This is a genomic window from Microbacterium sp. (assembly GCF_044508325.1).
GTDB lineage: Bacteria > Actinomycetota > Actinomycetes > Actinomycetales > Microbacteriaceae > Microbacterium.
On record NZ_JBIQHX010000006.1, the window covers coordinates 181,968 to 199,606 of the forward strand.

Annotated in this window: 20 protein-coding genes and 1 tRNA gene; 9 read left to right on the forward strand and 12 right to left on the reverse strand. The window is 69.3% G+C overall.

Going from position 1 to position 17,639, the window contains the following annotated elements; translation table 11 throughout:
• Positions 1-7 precede the first annotated feature (7 nt).
• A tRNA-Leu gene (locus ACIWQI_RS07415) sits at positions 8-90 on the reverse strand.
• A gap of 52 nt (positions 91-142) precedes the next feature.
• Between ACIWQI_RS07415 and ACIWQI_RS07420 the strand changes: the two genes are divergently transcribed.
• The gene (locus ACIWQI_RS07420) at positions 143-763 is read left to right on the forward strand and encodes an ANTAR domain-containing response regulator (protein WP_396656496.1); all 621 of its coding nucleotides are present in this window, start codon (positions 143-145) and stop codon (positions 761-763) included.
• A gap of 5 nt (positions 764-768) precedes the next feature.
• On the opposite strand, the gene ACIWQI_RS07425 is transcribed toward ACIWQI_RS07420, so the two are convergent.
• Positions 769-1,221: a hotdog fold thioesterase gene (locus ACIWQI_RS07425; protein ID WP_396656497.1), complete on the reverse strand. Its 453-nt coding sequence runs from the start codon at positions 1,219-1,221 to the stop codon at positions 769-771.
• A 55-nt stretch (positions 1,222-1,276) separates the two neighbouring features.
• Between ACIWQI_RS07425 and polA the strand changes: the two genes are divergently transcribed.
• From polA to ACIWQI_RS07440, 3 genes are read left to right on the forward strand one after another with little or no spacing between them, the layout of a single operon-like run.
• Positions 1,277-3,925 carry a DNA polymerase I gene (polA, locus tag ACIWQI_RS07430; protein ID WP_396656498.1) on the forward strand — a complete coding sequence of 883 codons (2,649 nt, stop codon included), beginning with the start codon at positions 1,277-1,279 and terminating at the stop codon, positions 3,923-3,925.
• A gap of 20 nt (positions 3,926-3,945) precedes the next feature.
• On the forward strand, positions 3,946-5,622 hold the full coding sequence (locus tag ACIWQI_RS07435; protein ID WP_396656499.1) for a DUF885 domain-containing protein: 1,677 nt from the start codon (positions 3,946-3,948) through the stop codon (positions 5,620-5,622).
• 46 nt (positions 5,623-5,668) lie between these two features.
• Positions 5,669-6,649 carry an NAD(P)-dependent alcohol dehydrogenase gene (locus ACIWQI_RS07440; protein ID WP_396656500.1) on the forward strand — a complete coding sequence of 327 codons (981 nt, stop codon included), beginning with the start codon at positions 5,669-5,671 and terminating at the stop codon, positions 6,647-6,649.
• A gap of 34 nt (positions 6,650-6,683) precedes the next feature.
• Here the strand turns inward: ACIWQI_RS07440 and ACIWQI_RS07445 are convergent, their stop codons facing one another.
• Entirely contained in the window at positions 6,684-7,331 is a 648-nt protein-coding gene (locus ACIWQI_RS07445; RefSeq protein ID WP_396656501.1) for a phosphoribosyltransferase, read from the reverse strand.
• Positions 7,332-7,419: 88 nt separating this feature from the next.
• On the opposite strand from ACIWQI_RS07445, the gene ACIWQI_RS07450 reads away from it, so the two are divergent.
• The 3 genes from ACIWQI_RS07450 (at position 7,420) to ACIWQI_RS07460 (ending at position 10,752) form a co-directional block, all read left to right on the forward strand.
• A complete protein-coding gene (locus ACIWQI_RS07450) occupies positions 7,420-8,460 on the forward strand; it encodes an LLM class flavin-dependent oxidoreductase (protein ID WP_396656502.1) in 1,041 nt (346 codons plus the stop codon).
• Between the two features lie 72 nt (positions 8,461-8,532).
• Positions 8,533-9,984: a lipase maturation factor family protein gene (locus ACIWQI_RS07455; RefSeq protein WP_396656503.1), complete on the forward strand. Its 1,452-nt coding sequence runs from the start codon at positions 8,533-8,535 to the stop codon at positions 9,982-9,984.
• Positions 9,985-9,993: 9 nt separating this feature from the next.
• Positions 9,994-10,752 carry an SGNH/GDSL hydrolase family protein gene (locus tag ACIWQI_RS07460; protein WP_396656504.1) on the forward strand — a complete coding sequence of 253 codons (759 nt, stop codon included), beginning with the start codon at positions 9,994-9,996 and terminating at the stop codon, positions 10,750-10,752.
• Here ACIWQI_RS07460 and ACIWQI_RS07465 read toward each other — a convergent pair.
• The 4 genes from ACIWQI_RS07465 to ACIWQI_RS07480 form a co-directional block, all read right to left on the reverse strand.
• Positions 10,749-11,264: a hypothetical protein gene (locus tag ACIWQI_RS07465; RefSeq protein ID WP_396656505.1), complete on the reverse strand. Its 516-nt coding sequence runs from the start codon at positions 11,262-11,264 to the stop codon at positions 10,749-10,751. The two genes, ACIWQI_RS07460 and ACIWQI_RS07465, sit on opposite strands and share 4 nt — an antisense overlap.
• 236 nt (positions 11,265-11,500) lie before the next feature.
• Positions 11,501-12,040 carry a hypothetical protein gene (locus tag ACIWQI_RS07470; protein ID WP_396656506.1) on the reverse strand — a complete coding sequence of 180 codons (540 nt, stop codon included), beginning with the start codon at positions 12,038-12,040 and terminating at the stop codon, positions 11,501-11,503.
• Between the two features lie 31 nt (positions 12,041-12,071).
• Entirely contained in the window at positions 12,072-12,740 is a 669-nt protein-coding gene (locus ACIWQI_RS07475; RefSeq protein WP_396656507.1) for a GNAT family N-acetyltransferase, read from the reverse strand.
• Complete coding sequence (locus ACIWQI_RS07480) at positions 12,730-13,293, reverse strand: dihydrofolate reductase family protein (RefSeq protein ID WP_396656508.1); 564 nt, start codon at positions 13,291-13,293, stop codon at positions 12,730-12,732. Before ACIWQI_RS07480 ends, ACIWQI_RS07475 begins: the two co-directional genes overlap by 11 nt.
• Before the next feature lie 136 nt (positions 13,294-13,429).
• Between ACIWQI_RS07480 and ACIWQI_RS07485 the strand changes: the two genes are divergently transcribed.
• Complete coding sequence (locus tag ACIWQI_RS07485) at positions 13,430-13,687, forward strand: DUF6458 family protein (RefSeq protein WP_396656509.1); 258 nt, start codon at positions 13,430-13,432, stop codon at positions 13,685-13,687.
• Position 13,688: 1 nt separating this feature from the next.
• Here the strand turns inward: ACIWQI_RS07485 and ACIWQI_RS07490 are convergent, their stop codons facing one another.
• The 5 genes from ACIWQI_RS07490 to ACIWQI_RS07510 all read right to left on the reverse strand — a co-directional run bounded on the left by ACIWQI_RS07490 (position 13,689) and on the right by ACIWQI_RS07510 (position 16,938).
• Entirely contained in the window at positions 13,689-15,017 is a 1,329-nt protein-coding gene (locus ACIWQI_RS07490) for a nitrate/nitrite transporter (RefSeq protein ID WP_396656510.1), read from the reverse strand.
• The gene (locus ACIWQI_RS07495; protein WP_396656511.1) at positions 15,014-15,538 is read right to left on the reverse strand and encodes a hypothetical protein; all 525 of its coding nucleotides are present in this window, start codon (positions 15,536-15,538) and stop codon (positions 15,014-15,016) included. The genes ACIWQI_RS07490 and ACIWQI_RS07495 overlap by 4 nt, the downstream gene beginning before the upstream one ends.
• Positions 15,539-15,550: 12 nt before the next feature.
• The gene (locus ACIWQI_RS07500) at positions 15,551-15,976 is read right to left on the reverse strand and encodes a hypothetical protein (protein WP_396656512.1); all 426 of its coding nucleotides are present in this window, start codon (positions 15,974-15,976) and stop codon (positions 15,551-15,553) included.
• A 131-nt stretch (positions 15,977-16,107) separates the two neighbouring features.
• The gene (locus ACIWQI_RS07505; protein WP_396656513.1) at positions 16,108-16,698 is read right to left on the reverse strand and encodes a LysE family translocator; all 591 of its coding nucleotides are present in this window, start codon (positions 16,696-16,698) and stop codon (positions 16,108-16,110) included.
• A 99-nt stretch (positions 16,699-16,797) separates the two neighbouring features.
• A complete protein-coding gene (locus ACIWQI_RS07510) occupies positions 16,798-16,938 on the reverse strand; it encodes a hypothetical protein (protein ID WP_396656514.1) in 141 nt (46 codons plus the stop codon).
• A gap of 106 nt (positions 16,939-17,044) precedes the next feature.
• Here ACIWQI_RS07510 and ACIWQI_RS07515 point away from each other — a divergent pair, with 106 nt between their 5' ends.
• Positions 17,045-17,488 (forward strand): Lrp/AsnC family transcriptional regulator, encoded by a 444-nt coding sequence (locus ACIWQI_RS07515; protein WP_396656515.1) that lies wholly within the window; start codon positions 17,045-17,047, stop codon positions 17,486-17,488.
• The last annotated feature ends 151 nt before the right edge of the window (positions 17,489-17,639 follow it).

The window sequence follows — 17,639 nt, forward strand, 5'->3', positions numbered from 1 at the left end:
CGTGGGGTGCCGGTGGTGGGAGTCGAACCCACACGCCCTCGCGGGCAACCGAGTTTGAGTCGGTCGCGTCTGCCATTCCGCCACACCGGCCGGCATTCGACGATACCGCAGGCGCCCAGCCGCCCTGCTCTAGGATGGACGGGTGACCGAGCAGGATCAGAACGATAAGCCCACGGCATCCGCCCCCCGTCGCGTCGTCGTCGCCGAAGACGAATCGCTCATCCGCCTCGACATCGTCGAGATCCTGCGGGACAACGGATTCGATGTCGTCGGCGAGGCGGGCGACGGCGAGACGGCCGTGCAGCTGGCGACCGAGCTGCGTCCCGATCTGGTCATCATGGACGTGAAGATGCCGCAGCTGGACGGCATCTCCGCCGCCGAGAAGCTGAGCAAGAACCACATCGCCCCGGTCGTCCTGCTGACCGCCTTCAGTCAGAAGGAGCTGGTGGAGCGCGCCAGCGAGGCGGGCGCCCTCGCCTACGTGGTCAAGCCCTTCACGCCGAACGACCTGCTGCCGGCGATCGAGATCGCCCTGGCCCGCTACGAGCAGATCATCACCCTCGAGGCAGAGGTCGCCGACATGGTCGAGCGCTTCGAGACCCGCAAGCTCGTCGACCGGGCCAAGGGCCTGCTCAACGAGAAGATGGGGCTGACCGAGCCGGAGGCGTTCCGGTGGATCCAGAAGGCGTCCATGGACCGGCGCCTGACCATGCAGGACGTCGCCAAGGCCATCATCGAGCAGCTCGCCCCCAAGAAGGGCTGAGCCGCTCAGATCTCGGTGCGCGCGGGCGCGTCGACGATCATGTTGGTGATCCGCACCGTCGAGCAGCGGCGGCCCCGGTCGTCGCTCAGCACGATCTCATGCACCGTGAGCGAGCGCCCCAGGTGGATCGGCGTGCAGACGCCGGTCACGTAGCCCTCGGTCGCGGAGCGCGTGTGCGTCGCGTTGACGTCGACGCCCACGGCCAGCCGGCCGGGACCGGCCGTGAAGTTCGCGTGCATCGATCCGAGCGACTCGGCGAGCACGACGAACGCGCCGCCGTGGAACAGACCGACCGGCTGCGTGTTGCCCGCCACCGGCATCCGGGCCACGGCCCGCTCGCGCGTGAACTCGATCCATTCGAAGCCCATGCGGTCCGCGAGCGCACCGTTTCCGCGCCGCTTCGCCCACTCCAGCCCGTCGGGCGAGCCTGGGGAGAGCGCGGCGGCGTCGTACGGCATCTCTCACCCTCGATCGGCGGCATCGGGCGTCGGCGTCCCTCGTTAGGCTGATCGGGTGACCGACTCCGGAAAGCCTACCCTCCTGGTCGTCGACGGGCACTCGCTCGCCTATCGCGCCTTCTTCGCCCTGCCCGTCGAGAACTTCTCCACGAAGGACGGCCAGCACACGAACGGGATCTACGGCTTCCTGGCCATGCTCATCAACCTCATCAAGGCCGAGCAGCCGACCCACCTCGCCGTGGCCTTCGACACATCCCGGCACTCGTTCCGCACCGAGGTGTATCCGGAGTACAAGGCGAACCGCTCCGAGACGCCCGCGCCGTTCCAGGGCCAGATCCCGCTGCTGAAGGAATCGCTGGCGGCCATGAACATCCCGGTGCTCACCCAGGAGCAGGTCGAGGCCGACGACATCCTCGCGACCCTCGCCACGCGCGGTGCGGCCGAGGGCTACCGCGTGCTGGTCTGCTCGGGAGACCGCGACACGATCCAGCTCGTCGACGACGACATCACGCTGCTCTACCCGAACGTGCAGGGCGTGTCGCAGCTGAAGCGCTACGACCGCCAGGCCGTCATCGACAAGTACGGCGTGCCCCCCGAGCAGTACCCCGACATCGCGGCGCTGGTCGGGGAGACCAGCGACAACCTGCCCGGTGTGCCCAAGGTCGGCGAGAAGACCGCCGTGAAGTGGCTCACCCAGTTCGGGTCGCTGGAGAATCTGCTCGAGAACGCGGACAAGGTGACCGGCGTCGTCGGCGGCAACCTGCGCGAGCACCTCGACGACGTCAAGCGAAACCGCCAGCTGAACCGGCTTCTCACCGACCTCGACCTCCCGGTGGGGCCCGGCGACCTCGCGGTGCAGCCCATCGACCCGCAGGCCGTGCGCGACATCTTCGCGCGCCTGGAGTTCCGCACGCTCCTGCCGCGCGTGTTCGAGATGGCGGGCGCCGCCGCGGCCGAGGCCGAGGCCGCCTCGCGGCCCGCTGCGCAGACCGCCCCGACCGCTCGCGAGGCCGATGCGGCGGCGATCACCGCGTGGCTCGACGCCGCCGGCGACATCCCGCTCGCGCTGACCGTCGAGACGACCGCGGGCCTGCCCAGCCGGGTCGGCATCGCGAGCGACGCCGAGGCGATCGAGTTCGACTGGAGTGCGGATGCCGTGGCCTCGGCGTTCGGCGAGTGGCTCGCGTCCGATGCGCCGAAGGTGATGCACGACGCCAAGCCGCAGGTGAAGGCCCTGCGCCGCGCCGGCGTCGCGATCGGCGGTCTGTCGTTCGACACGCTGCTGGCGGGCTGGCTGCTTCGCCCCAGCCTCCCGGACAAGACTCTGGCCGACCTCGTCGACCGCTGCCTGGGCGAGAAGCTGCCCGAAGCCGATCCCTCGCAGCTGGTGCCCGAGACCGAGGGCGCGACGCCCGGACAGGTGTCCTGGTACGTGCTGCGGGTCGCGGAGGTGCTGCGCGCCGATCTGCCCGCCTCGGTGGCGCGCGTGCTCACCGACATCGAGCTGCCCACGCTGTCGGCCCTCGCCGACATGGAGCTGGCAGGCGTCGCTGTCTCGCACGACAAGCTCGCGACCTTCTCCGGCGAGCTGGGCGCACGGGCGGACGCCCTCGCGCAGCGGGCGTACGCCGCGATCGGGCGCGAGGTCAACCTCGGCTCTCCGAAGCAGCTTCAGGAGGTGCTCTTCGAAGACCTGCAGCTTCCGAAGACCCGCAAGACGAAGACGGGCTACTCGACGGATGCGGCGGTGCTCGCCGACCTGCAGGAGACCAATCCGCACCCGTTCCTCGATCTGCTGCTCCAGCACCGCGAGGCGACGAAGCTCCGCCAGATCATCGAATCGCTCGACACCGCCATCGGCACCGACGGCCGTATCCACACCACGTATCTGCAGACCGGCAGCCAGACCGGGCGACTGTCGAGCACCGATCCGAACCTGCAGAACATCCCCATCCGCACCGAGGAGAGCCGTCGCATCCGCTGCGCCTTCGAGGTGGGGGAGGGGTACGAGACGCTCCTCACCGCCGACTACTCGCAGATCGAGATGCGCATCATGGCGCACCTCTCCGAGGACCCCGGCCTGATCGAGGCCTTCAACTCCGGTGAGGACACGCACCGCTTCGTGGGATCGCGCGTGTTCGGCGTGGCCCCGGAGGATGTCGATGCGACCATGCGCACCAAGGTCAAGGCCATGTCGTACGGTCTCGTCTACGGGCTGAGCGCATTCGGGCTTTCCAAGCAGCTGCGCATCGAGCAGTCCGAGGCGAAGCAGCTGATGACCGAGTACTTCGCCCGTTTCGGCGCCGTGCGCGACTACCTGCGCTCCTCGGTCGAGCAGGCCCGCATCGACGGCTACACCGAGACGATCTTCGGGCGGCGGCGCCCGTTCCCGGACCTCACCAGCCCCAACCGCGTCCTGCGCGAGAACTCCGAGCGCGCGGCCCTGAACGCCCCGATCCAGGGCAGCGCCGCCGACATCATGAAGATCGCCCTGTTCCGCATCCACGGCGCGCTGCGCGACGAGGGCCTCGCCTCGCGCGTCCTCCTGCAGATCCACGATGAGCTGCTGCTCGAGATCGCGCCGGGGGAGTGGGGCGCCGCCGAGCACATCGTCCGCACCGAGATGGCCGGCGCCGCCGAGCTCTCCGTGCCGCTGGATGTGCAGATCGGCCGCGGCGCCGACTGGAATGAGGCCGGTCACTGACCGCGGCTACGCTGGAATCCATGACACCAACCCCACGCAACCCGTCCGCAATCGACAAGATCGCCGAGGACTGGGTCGACACGATCGTCGAGATCTCGCCCGTTGCCGGAACCTACATCGGTCGCAACGAGTACAACGACCGCTACGACGACTACTCGCCGGCCGGGGCCGACGACATGGCCGCGAAGGCGCGCGCCACCCTCGCCGCGCTCCGCGACCTCGCACCGGCCGACGACGTCGACGTCGTCACCAAGGACGCCCTGACCCGCGACCTCGAGCTCGGTCTCGAACTGCACGATGCCAAGTGGCACCTGCGGGATCTGAACGTGATCGCCTCGCCCGCGCAGGATGTGCGCGCGGTCTACGACATCATGCCGAAGGACACCGCCGACGACTGGGCGGTCGTCGCCAAGCGTCTCGCCGCCGTGTCCGGCGCCGTCGACGGCTACATCTCCACCCTGCGCGAGGGGATCGCCCAGGGTGTCGTGCCGGCGCGTCGGCAGGTGACCGAGGTCGTCACGCAGATCGACCGGTACACCGGTGACAGCGGATTCTTCGCCACGCTCGTCGCAGACGCCGCGCCCAGCGACGGTCAGCTGCCGGCATCCCTCGCCCGCGACCTCGCCGACGCCTCGGGGAGCGCACGTGTCGCATACGAGCGCCTCGCGGCCTTCCTCTCCGACGAGCTGGCACCGGCCGCCTCCGACCAGGACGCGGTGGGTCGCGAGCTGTACGCGCTGCAGTCCCGCCGCTTCCTCGGCGCCGAGATCGATCTCGACGAGACCTACGAGTGGGGCATCGCGGAGCTCGGACGCATGGTCGCCGAGCAGGAGGCCATCGCCGACCAGATCAAGCCCGGCGCGACCGTCGAGGAGGCCATCGCCTTCCTGGAGTCCGATCCGTCGTCGCGCCTGCACGGCACGGAGGCGCTGCAGGAGTGGATGCAGCGCACCAGCGATCGCGCCATCGAGGAGCTGGGTCGCACGCACTTCGACATCCCCGAGCCGGTGCGGCGGCTGGAGTGCATGATCGCGCCCACCCAGGAGGGCGGCATCTACTACACCGGCCCCACCGACGACTTCTCCCGCCCCGGCCGCATGTGGTGGTCGGTGCCGGAGGGCGTCGAGGACTTCGACACCTGGCGCGAGCTGACCACGGTGTACCACGAGGGCGTGCCCGGCCACCACCTGCAGATCGGGCAGGCCGTCTACAACCGCGCCGAGCTCAACGCGTGGCGCCGGCTGCTGTCGGGATCGTCGGGTCACGCCGAGGGCTGGGCGCTGTACGCCGAGCGTCTCATGGACGAGCTCGGGTACCTCTCCACCCCCGCCGACCGCCTCGGCATGCTGGACGGGCAGCGGATGCGCGCGGCCCGCGTCGTGCTCGACATCGGCGTGCACCTCGGCAAGCCCCGGCTGGAAGGCGACGGCGTCTGGGACGCGGACTACGCCCTGGCGTTCATGATGGGCAATGTGAACATGCCCGAGGCGTTCGTGCGCTTCGAGGTCAACCGCTACCTCGGCTGGCCCGGGCAGGCGCCCTCGTACAAGGTCGGTCAGCGCATCTGGGAGCAGATCCGCGACGACTACAAGGCACGCAAGGGCGACGCGTTCGACATCAAGGAGTTCCACAAGAAGGCGCTCGACCTGGGCGGCGTGGGCCTGGACACCCTGCGGATGGCGGTCGAGCGGCTGTAGGACTCTCGATCACGCGCACAGCGTGCGAGCCGAAGGTCGACGACCGATGAAGACGTCATTCCGCGCGGGATACGGGGGTCCGGCGATTCTCGAGGTCCGAGAGGCGCCGACGCCCGAGCCCGGGCCGGGGGAGACGCTGGTTCGCGTCCACGCCGCGAGCGTCAGCCGCACCGACTGCGGCGTGCTTCAAGGTCGACCGCGCGTGCTCCGCCTCCTCGTCGGCTGGCCGCGTCCGAGACGGGCGGCCACGGGCACCGACTTCGCCGGTGAGGTCGTCGCCGTGGGGTCTGGTGCGGCCCGCTTCCACCTCGGTGAGCGAGTGATGGGATTCCACGACGTCGGCCTCGGCTCGCACGCCGAGTATGTGCTGCTGGAACCACGGCATGCCGCCGTGCGGATACCACGCGGTGTGACGTCGGAGCACGCAGCGGCCGGCATGGAGGGAGCGCACTACGCGCGCAACGCCATGAGGAGGGTTCTTCTCGAGCCGGGTGCCGAAGTGCTCGTGTACGGGGCGACCGGCGCGATCGGCTCGGCCGCGGTCGCGCTCTTGCACGAGGCCGGTGCCGTGGTGACCGCAGTCTGTGCTCGACGGCATCACGCGGCAGTCGAAGCGCTTGGGGCCGACCGGACCCTGGACCACGAGGTGCCGGGCTGGTTGGACGACGTGGCGGACGACTCCTTCGCCTTCGTCTTCGACGCGGTCGGCAAGCTCACGCGAAAGGACTTCCGGCGCGTGCTGCGGCGCAACGGGCTCTACATCTCTTCCGAGCTCGGACCGTGGGGCCAGAACCTCTACTTCGCAGCCGCAGGCCCGCTCCTGGGCCGACCCCGGGTGCGCTTCCCGTTTCCGACCGACATCCGCGCGACCCTGGAGCTCGTCACCGAGCTGCTGGCGCAAGCACGGTACACACCGCTCATCGACCGGCACTATCGGTTGGACGAGATCGCAGAAGCCTTCACGTATGCGGATTCGGGGCAGAAGGTCGGAAGCATCGTGCTGACGCTCGTCGCGGAGGGTCGGTGAGCGGCGCCCGCCACGCCCACGCCTCCGCAGCCGCTCATTCGGGCTGCGTGGCTGCGCGCAGCAGCTCGATCACCTCGGCGTCGGTGGTCTGCGTGAAGTCGCGGTAGAACTGCCCGACCGCCCAGAAGTCGCGCTGCGGATGAGCGCACACGTATTCATCGACGGCATCCGCCGGCGGCGAGAAGGTCTCGGGTGCGACCGGGGCGGCCAGCACGATGTGCCGGGCGCCCCGGACGCGCAGGGCACGACAGGCGGCGACGGCGGTCGCGCCGGTGGCGACGCCGTCGTCGACGACGATCGCCGTGCGCCCGGCGACGTCGTGGGCGGCGATCCCGAACGCCGCTTCGCGGCGCTGCAGCTCGGCGCGCTCGCGCTCCTCGACGGCGGCGAGGTCGGCGGCATCCATTCCCGCGTACCGCACCGCGGCGTCCTCGATGACGCGCGCTCCATCGGCGATCGCGCCGACGGCGAGTTCTTCGTTCGAGGCCGAGCCGAGCTTGCGGACGACGACGACATCCAACGGCAGGCCCAGTTCGCCCGCGACCACCGCGGCGACCGGGACACCGCCGCGCGGGATCGCGCAGACGATCGCGTCCGAGCCGCGCCACTTCTCGAGCAGCGGGAGAAGCGCGCGACCGGCCGCTGTACGATCGGCGAAGAGTCGGTCGGTTCGGCGTGCCATACCGCCACCGTACGCGGAGATCCGCTCTCCGGGAATGCGGCAGAGGAGGCGACCGTTCTATGCATCAGCATAGAAATGAGGTTCGATGATGACCAGTCCCACAGAGGTCCGGTTCGGTCTCGACACGTTCGGCGACGTGACCACGGATGCCGCCGGCAATCCGGTCACGCAGGCGCAGACGATCCGCGACGTCGTCGAGGAGGCGGCGCTGGCCGACTCGGTCGGCCTGGACGCCTTCAGCGTGGGGGAGCACCACCGCAAGGAGTTCGCGATCTCGAGCCCGGACATGGTGCTCGCCGCGGCGGCGTCGCTCACGCAGCGCATCCGCCTCGGCACCGCGGTGACGGTCCTGTCGTCGGACGACCCGGTGCGCGTGTACGAACGGTTCGCGACACTGGACGCCCTCTCGCACGGCCGCGCCGAGATCACCCTCGGGCGGGGGTCGTTCATCGAGTCGTTCCCGCTGTTCGGCTACGACCTCAGCGACTACGAGGTGCTCTTCGAGGAGAAGCTCGAACTGTTCCACCTGCTCACCCGCGAAGAGCCGGTGACTTGGCGGGGCACCACGCGTGCGGCGCTGGAGAACGCCGACGTCTTCCCGAAGACCGCGAACGGCTTCCCGGTGTGGGTCGGTGTGGGCGGGAGCCCGGAATCGGTGGTGCGCACCGCCCGGTACGGCTTCGGGCTCATGCTCGCGATCATCGGCGGCGCTCCGGCGCGCTTCCGGCCGTATGTCGATCTGTTCCACCGCTCGCTGGAGTCGTTCGGCCACCCCACCTCACCGGTCGGCGTGCACTCGCCGGGGCACATCGCCGAGACGGACCAGCAGGCGTGGGATGAGATGTACCCGGCGATGGAGGCGAACCGGAACGCGATCGGCGCGGAGCGCGGCTGGCCGCCGTACAGCCGCCTGCAGTTCCAGCACGACGTCGGGCCGGAGGGCGCCGTCTTCGCCGGATCGCCGGAGACGGTCGCCCGGAAGATCGCGGACACCATCACCACGCTCGGGCTCGACCGCTTCGACCTCAAGTACGCCAACGGCACGATGCCGCACGAGACGATGATGCGCTCGATCGAGCTGTACGGCAGGCAGGTCGTGCCCCGCGTGCGCGAACTGCTCGCCGGCTGAGGAAGCCGCTCAGAGCGCACGCCACCACCTCCACCCCGTGCACGATGCGCAGGCAGGGGTAGCCTGACGCCCGTGGGCTGGTGGTTCACCGACGGACTCTGGGCGACCGACTACGAGGTGGCGCGCTTCATCCTGCAGCGCGGCGTCGCAGCGCTGTTCGTCGTCGCCTTCGTCTCGAGCCTCAACCAGTTCCCGGCGCTGCTGGGGGAGCGGGGCCTGCTGCCTGCCACCGAGCTGCTCAAGCATCCTCGGTACCTGCGCGGGCCGACCCTGTTCCGCCGCGTGCGCTACACCGACGGGCGCCTTCGTGCGATCTGCGTGATCGGGATCGTGATCGCCGGAGCGCTGGTCCTCGGCCTTCCGCAGCTCGGTCCGCCCTGGGTGCCGATGCTCGCGTTCCTGGCCTTGTACGGCCTGTACATGTCGATCGTGCACATCGGGCAGACCTTCTACGGCTTCGGCTGGGAGATGCTCATCCTCGAAGCTGGCTTCCTCGTGGCGTTCCTGGGCTCGAACGACCAGCCGCCGGCAACGGCGATCCTGGTGCTGAATGCGTGGCTCGTGTTCCGCCTGGAGTTCGGTGCGGGCATGATCAAGATCCGCGGAGGGCGCGAGTGGCGCGACCTGACCGCCCTCATGTACCACCATGAGACCCAGCCGATGCCCGGGCCGCTCAGCCGGCAGGCGCATCTGCTGCCGGCCTGGTTCCACCGCGGTGAGGTGCTCGGCAACCATTTCGCCCAGCTCGTCGTGCCGTGGCTGCTGTTCGCGCCCCAGCCGATCGCGAGCATCGCGGCGGCGGTGATCGTGCTGACGCAGCTGTGGCTCGTGTTCACCGGCAACTTCGCGTGGCTGAACTGGATCACGATCGTGCTGGCCTGCGGGGCGATCAGCGACCGGGTCATCGAGGCCGTCTTGCCGTGGGTGCGCATCAGCGGCGCCGATGTCGCGGACCCCCCGCTGTGGTGGCTGATCGTGACCCTGCTGATCACGCTGCTTCTCGTCGTGCTCAGCTGGTGGCCGCTGCGCAACCTGTTCGCACGCCGGCAGCTGATGAACGCGTCGTTCAACCGCTGGCAGCTCGCGAACGCGTATGGCGCATTCGGCACCGTCACCAAGCAGCGCATCGAGGTCGTGATAGAAGGCACCGCCGCGGCAGACCCGGGCCCCGAGGACTGGCGACCGTACGAGTTCAAGGGAAAGCCCGGCGAGGTGCACCGCGTGCCGCGCCAATGGGCGCCGTACCATCTGCGGCTGGACTGGCTGATGTGGTTCCTGCCGCTGGGGACCGTGCACGAACGGTGGCTCTACGCACTGCTCGAGAAGCTCCTCGAGGCGGATGCGGCGACGCTTCGGCTGCTGCGCATCGACCCGTTCGACCGTGATCGGCCTCGCTGGGTGCGGGTGCGCACGTACCACTACCGATTCGCGACGCGCGCCGAGTTCCGCCGCACGCGTCAGCGCTGGATCCGGACGCCGCGGCAGGTCGTGATCGCGCCGGTGGGTCTGCCCGGGTCGTCCTAGTCTGGAGCCATGGCACCGGTCCGCTTCGTCGCCATCGGCGACTCGTTCACCGAGGGCGTCGGCGACGAACTGCCCGACGGCCGGGTGCGCGGCTGGGCCGATCTGGTCGCCCAGCAGTGGGCGGATGCCACGGGCGAGGCGATCGCGTACGCGAACCTCGCCATCCGTGGAAAGCTGGTCTGGCCGATCGTTCAGGAGCAGCTCGAGCCCGCACTGGCACTGCGACCCACGCATCTCTCCTTCAACGGCGGCGGCAACGACATGCTGCGTCCGCGCACCTCGGTGCAGTCGGTGGCGGACGCGTTCTCACTCGTCCTGAAGCGCTGCGACCAGGAGGGGGTGCAGCTCATCGTGCTTTCCGGCGCGAACCCGTCGCCGCAGCTGCCACTGGGCCGGGTCATCCAGCGGCGCGGCGACCTGCTGTCGGCGGCCGTGGAGGCGCGGATCGAGGATCGACCGGACGTCGTGCGTGCGCTGAACTGGCACGACTTCGAACTCAGCACCCCGCCGTACTGGTCGGAGGACCGCCTGCACATGAACGCCCGCGGTCATCATCGGGTCGCCGCGCGGGTGCTCTCGGAGCTGGGCGTGGATGCGCCCGGGGAGTGGTGGTCGCTGCCCGAGATCCCGGACCTCGCACGCACCCGGGGTGTCTCGTACTATCGCGAGCACGTCGGGCCGTGGGTGCGCCGGCGCATCACCCGCACATCGTCGGGAGACGGGCGTGAGCCCAAGCATCCTGATTGGGTGACGGTGCCGCCTGCCTAGCAGCCGGGGCCACCCGGGTTCTCGAGGCACGTCCTGTCGACGAGCGCCGTGTGCACCTCGACGATGCGGACGTCGTAGCCGGACGTGGTCGCCTCCACGAAGCCGTCCACGGGCCGCCAGCCGGTGCCGAAATCGACGGCTGCCCGGTAGAGCACGGTCACGGACACGTCGTACGTGCCGCGCGCCTCATACACATGACTGGTCGGCGTCGGAGTGAACTCGGCCTGACCCAGCGCGGCCCACGTCGCACCCCCGGTCGACGCCGTCTGCGTCGTGCCGTCGCCGTGATCGAGGCGGAACGCGACCGGGATGAAGCGGACGACGACGTCATAGTCGAAGAGGGTCCCGGGAAGGTGCTGCACGGATGCCTGCGCCACGAGGTTCGTCGGCATGCCCACCACGCCCAGCCCGGCGGGTTCGCCGGTGAGCGCGGGACGAGCGGGCACGAAGCTCGCGAGATCGGCGAGCGTCACGTCCGGCAGCATGCCGACGGCGTAGCTGTCGCGGCACATCGGATCGGGATCTGCGGCGCACCCCGCCGGCGGCTGCTCCGGGCTGGGGTTCGGGCGCCCACCACCGCGATCCGCGTCGGACGCACCGCCGGGTTCATGCTGCGTCCCCGAGATGTCGACCTGCGACCCCGAATTCGACACACACGTGGAGACCCATCCCACCGATCCCTCGCAACTCGCCTCAGTCGTCATCGGGACCAGCGCGCCAAACAGGAGAAGGACGGTTGCGGCAACGCCTAGCAATTGGGCCCTCCCGATCTCCCCTCAAGGCTTGCAAGTGCCATTCGAGTGGGACTCGTCGAGGAGGGTACGGCGGTTGCCTCGACGACCTGGACGTCGACACGATCTGGGTCGACTACTGACTTCCCGTCGATTCCGACGACGTCCACCTCGCTCACATCCAGGCAGATTGCGAGCTCAACAGACCCGGTCTCTGGCCTGAACGTGAGCGGGTCTAGGAGCGAAATAACTGAATCCCCGCTCACCATCCAGCCGTCGGCGTGCATCTTGCTAAGGGTCTGCCGCTCGCTTTTGTTTGCTTCGCCCGTCGTCAAGGCGAACACCGGCTCAAATGTCGCCGGGTCGCTGAGATCGACAGCATTGAGCGCGTCGACGTACGCGCGGTAGGTCGCCTCGGCCGCGGCGAAGGCCTCCGCCTCTGTGGCGAAGAGGGGCGCGGTGGTCGTCGGCGCCGGGTCGGGGGATCCATCGCAGCCGCTCAGCACGAGCATCGCGCACGCCACGCCGACCAGCAGACCCCGGCGCCGACGACTCACGCGTCCACGCTAACCGAGGGCGCCGGGGCGCTCACGAGTTGTCCACAGGCTCCGCGAGGGCGTACTCGGTGCCCGACGGTGTGCGCTCGACCAGCTCGTGGTCGACGAGATTGCGTCGCAGCAGCGCGGTGTCGTCGGTGAGGTGGGCGAGGCGCGCGTTCAGCTCCCTTTCGGTGAGCACCTCGCCGGGGGAGAGCACGCGCGGCAGGACGAGCTCCAGCAGAGCCTGCAGGTCGTCCGCCCGTACGGGATAGCGCTCGATGCGCCCGTCCGGTGTCAGAAATCGCTGCGGTCCGTGCTGAGCGCGTGAACCCGTCGCGCGCTCCCAGCGCACACCGCCGCGGTCATCGACGATGGTGAAGCCGGTTGCCCGCAGCAGGCCGTGCATCGCGTCATCGCGGGCATCCGTGCTCACCGACAGCACCTCGGCGCCGAACGGCCGCGCCCCAATCACCCGGCCCAGCGCCTGCCTTCCGATGCCCCGCCGGCGCACCGCAGGATCGACGAAGACGCAGACCTCCACGCGATCGCCTGTCGGCGCTGCCGTCACGGCGCCCGCAGAGGCGCCATCGGCGACGATCCGCCAGCCGCGCGGGCGTGCGGCATCCCCACCTCGCGTGACGAAGCGGCCGAACTCGCCGAGTTCCGCGACGTCGGTCACCCCCTGCAGCGAGACGCGGGGTCGCCGGTCACGCGGCATCCGGGCTCCTCACCGAGAACGCGAGCTCGGCGAACTGGCCGTTCTGCGTCACCGACTCCAGCCTCAGGCGGTCGGACTCCAGCCGCCGGGGCAGCAGCGGACGCCCCGACCCCAGCGTCACGGGTGCGACCGAGACGCGCACCTCATCGAGCAGCCCAGCGTCCGCGAACTGGCCGGCGAGGTCTCCGCCACCCACGATCCAGACGTCGCGATCGCCCGCGGACTCGGCGATGTCACTCCAGTGCTCGGCCACCGCCCCCGAGACGAATCGCAGATGAGCGCCGGGAATCGCGGGAAGATCACGGGTGGTGAAGACCCAGTTCGCGCGCGCCCCGTAGAACGCGGGCCATTTCTCGGGGTGCGCGATCAGGTCTTCGTGTCGCACGACCCACTCGTACGTCGTCGAGCCCTGGACGATCGCGCCGATCGTGTCGAGGAAGGCCGGGAATCCGTCATGCCCCTGCGGGACGACGAACAGCCAATCGAGTGAGTCCGAGTCATCGGCGAGGAAGCCGTCGAGCGTCGTCGCCGTGTTGTAGATGGTGCGCGGCATCCGTCCACGGTAGCGACCTGCTCCGACACCGGGTACTGGACGAAGCACCCCTCTGTCAACCGTGTGCCCGGAACTGATCCGACCGGGCATGCTCGGGGGAGTGCAGGCGCGGACGCGTCTGGAGGAAGGACGAGACATGAGCATCGGAACAGGTGTCGTGCTGTTCGTGATCGGAGCGATTCTGGCGTTCGCCGTCAACGTGGACGTGGAATGGGTGAATCTCGACCTGATCGGATACATCCTGATGGGGGCCGGCGTCGTCGTGTTCCTCATCGGCATCATCCTGCTGGTGCGCAAGCGCCAGTCCATCTCGACGACGCACACGTCCGTCGACCCGGCAAACGGAGAGCAGCTGACCCGGCGCACGACATCCGCCGACGACCAGCCCCTCTGAGTCAGCCCCGCCGGCGCCGCACCCGCGGTTCATCCAGTCCCAGAAGCACGCGGGTGCGGCGCCGTTCGTAGACGATGAAGAACGCGCCCACGAGCCAGATCGGCACCTGGGTGAGGAAGGCGATCCGGAACGCGTCGAGCGAGTAGGTCTCCGGCGTCCCGGCGCCCTGCAGGTCGAGCGCCGCGCCGATGAGGAAGATGGCGATCAGGCCGGAGAGGAATCCGCCCACGTTCGTGATGCCCGTCGCCGTGCTGAGCCGGTGTCGCGGATTGTGCGTGCGGGCGTGGTCGAACGCGATCATGGATGCCGGACCGCCCGTCCCGAGCGCGACCGCCAGTGCGATCAGCAGCCAGAGGGGAGCCGGTCCCGGCCAGGCGATGACGGCGAGCCAGACCAGCAGCTGCAGGAAGACGATCGGCAGCACGAGCGCCCGGGAGCGGCGCAGCGGGTTGCGGGCCGACAGCGCACCGAGGACCGGCCCGAGCGCCATTCCGACCACGATGTAGACGGTCGTGACCGCGGCGGCCAGGGGAGCGCTCAGCCCTTCGCCGGCGGTGAGGAAGGGCACGCCCCAGAGCATGATGAACGCCGTGCCGGCGAAGGGCGTGGTGAAGTGCGACCAGAAGGCGAGACGGGTGCCCGGGTGCGCCCAGGCGGCGCGGATGCCGACGCGGTCGTCGACGGCCGAGGTCACGACGACGATGGCGCCGGTGTCGGTGTCGACCGAGACGTCCGCATCCCGCTCGGGCGGATGATTCCGCACGATCAAGAACACGAGGATGGCGAAGAGGATGCCCAGGCCCGCAACGCTGCCGAAGGCGATCGTCCAACTCGTGCTGTGCAGCAGGGCGGCCAGAGGTACGAGCGCGATGAGCTGGCCGGAGAGGCCGACGATGCCGGTCAGCTGCACCATCACCGGGTTGCGCTGGGCCGGGAACCAGGTCGCGATCAGGCGCAGCACGCTCGGAAAGATCGCCGCGTCGCCGGCGCCCAGCAGCATCCGGGCGAAGATGGCGACGCCGACGTCGGGGGAGAAGGCGATGACGAGCTGGCCCGCGGCCATCAGCACCATCCCGATCGTCATGATCGGGCGCGCACCCCAGCGGTCGAGCCACACGCCGACCGGAATCTGCATGGCGCCGTACACGGCCAGCTGCAGGACGGCGAACATCGACAGCGTCGACGCGTCGACCTCGAAGCGGTCAGCGGTGTCGACGCCGACCCCGGCAAGCGACGTGCGGTTGGTCACGGCCAGCACGTACGCGGCGACGCCGACGCCCCAGATGAGCCACGCCCGCGCCCGGTGCGGGAAAGGCCACGAAGCGGTCACCGATCCAGGCTAGCCGCGGCCGGTCGTTCCGGAGCGCGCGGGTCGGCCGCGGGTGCCACGCTCCGGTCCACAGCGCTCGAGTGCGCGGTGAGTCGCATACCGGCCCGGCGGGAGGCGCGAAACGCCCACCACGCGAGCGGATGATGGCTGCCCTTCCGGTACACCCGATGCCGCACGTCGGCGTCCTCCGGGAGCGGGGCACCAGCGGCCACGCGCACGCTGGGCAGGATCACGGACGCCGCCGCCAGGCTCTCCGCGCCGTAGCCGACCGCGAGCGAGTCACCCATGACGCCGAGCGAGAGGGGAGGGCCCTCGTTGCCGGCGGCGACGGTGCCGCTGAAGGCGTCGACGTCGTCCAGCCGGGTCCGCACCAGACGGCCCCGCACGAACAAGCCTTGGGCCATGGTGACCGCGAGGATCACCACGAGGAGCCCGATCACACCGCTGATCAGCTGCAGTGCGCCGCGCAGCACCCACCGCACGACGGTGGTGGGCGACGCCGGGCGGGACTCCTCTGTCATGCGCGCCTCAGATCAGGCTGACTCCCGCTGGATCATCCGGCGTCTCGCGAGGCGTTGCCCGATGCCGGCGAGGGTCAGCGCCGTGACGCTCACCGTCAGCTCCGCGCAGACCACGGCAAGCGCCAGCTGCGAGGCCCAGGAGTGCGCCGCAGCAAGAGCAGGAGAGCCCGCGCCGGGGCCGTGGGTGTGAGCGCCGCCGTGCAGCGAGAAGTGCAGAACGAACATCGCCAGCGTTCCCAGGCACATCCAGACCCACATGTCGGTGTCCGGTGCTCGGCGCCCGTGCCACATGCACAGGGAGCAGGCGACAGCGATCGCCAGCATGCTCCATGAGCCGAGGTCCGGGGCCTGCAGGAGGATGACCACGTGCAGAGCTGTGCAGGTGATCGCCAGCAGGAGCCCGACGCGCGCGAGCAGTGCGTTCGCCCTTGACTGCACAGGACCTCCGATCGGGCAACGGGACCCTGCCGCCCAGGCAGCGACGCCCGTTCCTGTGCCTATATCACCACAACCGGGAGGATTCCGCTCGCGTACCAAGGGGAGTTCCCGCCGGTCGTGGTGCGCGGAGCTCAGACGGCGGGAGTCATCGTGATGACCTGTTCTACGAGAATGGCGACACCGATGAGGATCATGAGCGCGCCGGAGATTCGGTTCACGACGATCCCGGTGCGCGCCGTGCGAGAGAGACGTTTCGCAAGGGTTCCGAGCAGCAGATAGAAGGCTGAGCCGACGATGATGTAGACCGCGCCGTAGACGCCGAGCTGCATGGTCGCCGGCAGCGGGGACTCGGAGCGGACGAACAACGGGAGGATGGCCAGGAAGAAGAGCAGCGCCTTCGGGTTCAGCGCGCTGACGCCGATTCCGCGGATGAGGGTGGGGCCCCCACGTCGGCGCGCGCTGGATCTGCCGGCCTGGAGTGCTGCAGGGGCGGCGGGGCGCGCTCTGAGGATGGCCGCGCCGAGGTACACGAGATAGCCGGCTCCGAGGATCGCCACGGCCGTGAGGGCGATAGGCACAGTCGCGATCAGGGTGCCCAGGCCCACGGCGACAGCGATCGTGATGATCGCGTAGCCGATCATCAGTCCACCGACTGCTGAACCGACGCGAGACGCAGTGGAGCCTGCAGAGAGAAGGAACGCCCAGTCGGGTCCAGGGATCACGAGGGCCAGCGCGGCGATGCCGACAAAAGCGGTGAGCGCGGTGATGTCTATGGTGACACCGCCCTTGCTGACCCTCGAGGCGGTGAGCCCACGGCGGACTCAGGGGTGCGGGTGGCGGGTGTCGTAGCCGCCGTGGGCGGGACGCTGCCGGTAGCCGTCCCGTCGAACCACTGATGCGGTGAGCGTCACCAGAACCGCTGCGCCGCAGAGAATGATGCTGAGCAGCACAAGCGCGATCATTTCAGTTCCTCCCGATCCGGATGCGATGAGGGCAGACTATGTGCATCGGGTCGGTGTACGATTGCGAATATTGCCACTAAATGCCACCCACTGGCAATATTGTTCTATGGACTCGATAGACCGCGCAATCATCGGGCATCTTCAGCGGAATGCGCGCCTCAGCAACAACGAGTTGGCGGATCGTGTGGGGTTGACGCCGTCACCGTGCCTTCGGCGTGTGCGGCGGCTGGAGGAGGAGGGCGTCATCCTCGGATACCACGCACGGATCGATCCGGACGCCATCAACCAGGGCTTCGAGGTCTGGATCGAAGTGGAGCTGGCCGACATGCAGCAGGCCACTGTGGAGCAATTCGAGGCCGCGCTGATCTCGTACGACGAGATCAGCGAAGCACGGCGGATGTTCGGCTCACCCGACTACGAAGCCCTCGTCAGGGTCGCGGACAGAGCCGCCTACGAGGCTTTCATGACCCAGCAGCTCACGGCGCTGCCCGGGCTCGGCAGGATGCAATCCCGGTTCCCGATGAAGACCATCAAGTCGCAGCACCAGTGACGACTGTTCAAGGCAGCGATATCCGGATCGGCGCCGGGTCACGGAGGTCGGGGGACCGAATGGTCCACACCCCATGCAGAGTCTCATCCCTTGAACTGACATAATGTGCATTATCGGCGTTAAGCCCACTCGGCGAAGAGCTCATGGATGC